Source organism: Mesorhizobium sp. M2A.F.Ca.ET.042.01.1.1 (assembly GCF_003997405.1).
Classification (GTDB): domain Bacteria; phylum Pseudomonadota; class Alphaproteobacteria; order Rhizobiales; family Rhizobiaceae; genus Mesorhizobium.
Genome location: NZ_RZRX01000461.1, coordinates 1 through 2,511, shown reverse-complemented (window position 1 = coordinate 2,511; position 2,511 = coordinate 1). Strand labels below are relative to the sequence as shown.

At 61.7% G+C, this 2,511-nt stretch carries 2 protein-coding genes; both read right to left on the bottom strand.

What is annotated here, in order from left to right; translation table 11 throughout:
• The coding region (locus EOA23_RS33685) for an isochorismatase family protein (protein WP_127307228.1) at positions 1-628 on the bottom strand (628 nt) is incomplete at its 3' end.
• A gap of 322 nt (positions 629-950) precedes the next feature.
• Positions 951-2,246 (bottom strand): Xaa-Pro peptidase family protein, encoded by a 1,296-nt coding sequence (locus tag EOA23_RS33675; RefSeq protein WP_127307227.1) that lies wholly within the window; start codon positions 2,244-2,246, stop codon positions 951-953.
• Between the last annotated feature and the right edge of the window lie 265 nt (positions 2,247-2,511).

Sequence of the window (2,511 nt, the reverse complement as noted above, 5' to 3'; positions counted from 1 at the left end):
GCACCGAACCCTCGACCTGCCACACATTGACCGTGTCGCCGGCCATTAGCCGGCAGGCGTCGAGCGTGTTGGTGACGGCACCGCCATAGAGACGATTGGCGAGGTTGAGGATGCCGGTCTGGTGCATGGCGGCACTTGCGCTGCCGCAGGCGTCCTTGACCAGCAGCACGCGGAAGCCAAGCGCCACCGCATCCTTCACCGTGGCGTCGATGCAGGCCTCGGTCCAGACGCCGGCGATCACCAGCCATTCGATGCCCGCCGCCTTGAGCTTGTCGCCGAAATCGTTCTTGCCGAAGGCGCTGGCTTCCTGCTTGACCAGCATGGCCTCGCCGTTCCGCGGGGCCACTTCATGGCAGATCGCCGTCAGCGGATCGTCCTTGTCGGAGAAGGCCGACTTGCCGCTTTCGTCCACAGGGTGGAAAGGCCGCGCCGCCGCGAGGTCGACGATATAGGCCCAGTGATGGAGCGGCACGAAATTGCGCCGCGCCGCCTCCTGCAGGCGCTGCACATTGGCGAGGATGTCGGCAAACCCCTCGACCAGATAGCGTTTGTCCTTGCGATGCTCCTCCTGGAGATCGATGAACACCGCGGCGACCGTGCCGCGTCGGATGGAAATGGGCGTTTTCATACGTATGCTCTCGAAGAGGTGCCGCGGCGCGTCGGAATGTGCCGCAGCTTATCAGCTTCGTCATTCCAGGGCGAAGCAGCCGCGAAGCGGCGTCGCGAAGACCCTGGAATCCATTCCGTTACCTTGATCGAAGAGCGCGGCCTAACAGAATTCTGCACCGTTGCGGCGCTCCGACGTAACGGAATGGATCCTAGGGTCTGCGCCGCGTCGCTTCGCTCCTTGCTTCGCCCTAGGATGACGACGACATGAGTGCTGCAGCCAATCTCGGACGCCTGTGACAACGTATGAGCGGCGCCAACAGAACGTATCGGCATCAAACCGCTCATTCTAAAAACTCGTCTTCATAAGGAAACCGCGAGAGCAGCTCCGTCCCGGTCTCGGTGATGAGAATCTCGTCCTCGAGCTTGACGCCCTCGCGACCGCCTTTCTCGCCGATATAGCTTTCCACGCTCACCACCATGCCCGGCACGATGATGCCGTCGCGGCCATAGGTCTCGTAGTCCATCGAATGCGCGATGAAGGGCGTCTCGCCATGCATGCCGACGCCGTGCATGACCGATGTGTAGCGCTGGTCCACAAAACGGTCCGGGATTTTCCATGCCTTCTCGGCGATCTCGCGGAAGGCCATGCCGGGCTTCACGATGCCGATATTGTGCTGCACTTGGTCGTGCGCCATGCGGTAGAGCGACTTCTGGTAGGGCGTCGGCTTGCCCGGGCCGCAGCGGAAGGTGCGCGAGAAGTCGGAATAATAGCCGTAGCAGCCGATCGTGTCGGTATCGAGCGCGATCAGCTCGCCCGGCCTGATCTTGCGCCCGCTCGCTTCGTTGAACCACGGATTGGTGCGCTGCCCGGAGGTAAGCAGCCGGGTCTCGATGAACTCGCCGCCCTGACGGATCACTTCGTGATACATGATGGCGAACAGCTCGTTTTCGGAAACGCCGGGCTTGATCGCCTCGCGCACCGCAGCCACCGCGGCTTCGGCGCCGGCCATCGATGCTTGCAGGCATTTTACTTCCTCGGGCGTCTTTACCGCGCGCACCGCCAAAATCTCGCCCTGGCAGTCCCGGACCTCGCAGCCGCGTTTTTCCAGCGCCAGCGCCTGCAGGTGGCTGCAGCGGTCGAGCCCGAGCTTCATCGAGCCGCCGCCATGCTTCTTGAGAAGCTCGGTGATTTCGTCGGCGAAGGGGCCGGCGGTTTCGTCGTCGCGGCCGGACACCGATGACCAGACCAGCTTGGATGGCCGCGCCTCGTCGATCGTGTCGAGCACCATTGAGACATGGTAGCTCTGCGGATATTCGAAGAGCACGATCGGCCCTTCGGTCGGAATGAAGAAGTAGCGCGTCGAATTGCGCAGGAAATAGCCGAACATGTTGCGCGAACCGGTGGCGTAGCGCTGGTTGTAAGGATCGAACAAAACGACGCCGCCATAACCCGCCTCGCGCATCCATGCGCGCAGCTTGGTAAGGCGTCCCTTACGCAGAGCATCCGCATCGATGAAGGACGGCTCGGTGTCGGACAGCCACATGCCGCCCGCGGGATCAGCCGCGGCCGGGTGGCGCATGCGGTCCTTGAAGTCCACATCCTCGGTGCTGTCGGGATCGAATACGACGATGCTCATGGCGGCCTCCTGATGGGAAGAACATAGCCGGACGCTATAAGATCGCTGTGCGGAATTCCGCAAATGTTATGCTGAGTGCCGCATCACAACCTCATCATTCTAGGGCGAAGCAAGGAGCGAAGCGACGCGCGCAGAACCTAGAGCGGGATGAAAATGTTTGGAGTCGTTGAGGATTCCCAAATCAGCGATTTTCTGATTCACCGTTCCTGCTGGGAAGGAGGCCAGCATGAATGGCATTGTCGACGGATCTACGTGAGCGCGTGGT

Coding starts and splice junctions, on each gene's coding strand:
- EOA23_RS33675 (WP_127307227.1), bottom strand. CDS start 2,246: ATGAGCATCGTCGTATTCGATCCCGACAGCACCGAGGATGTGGACTTC.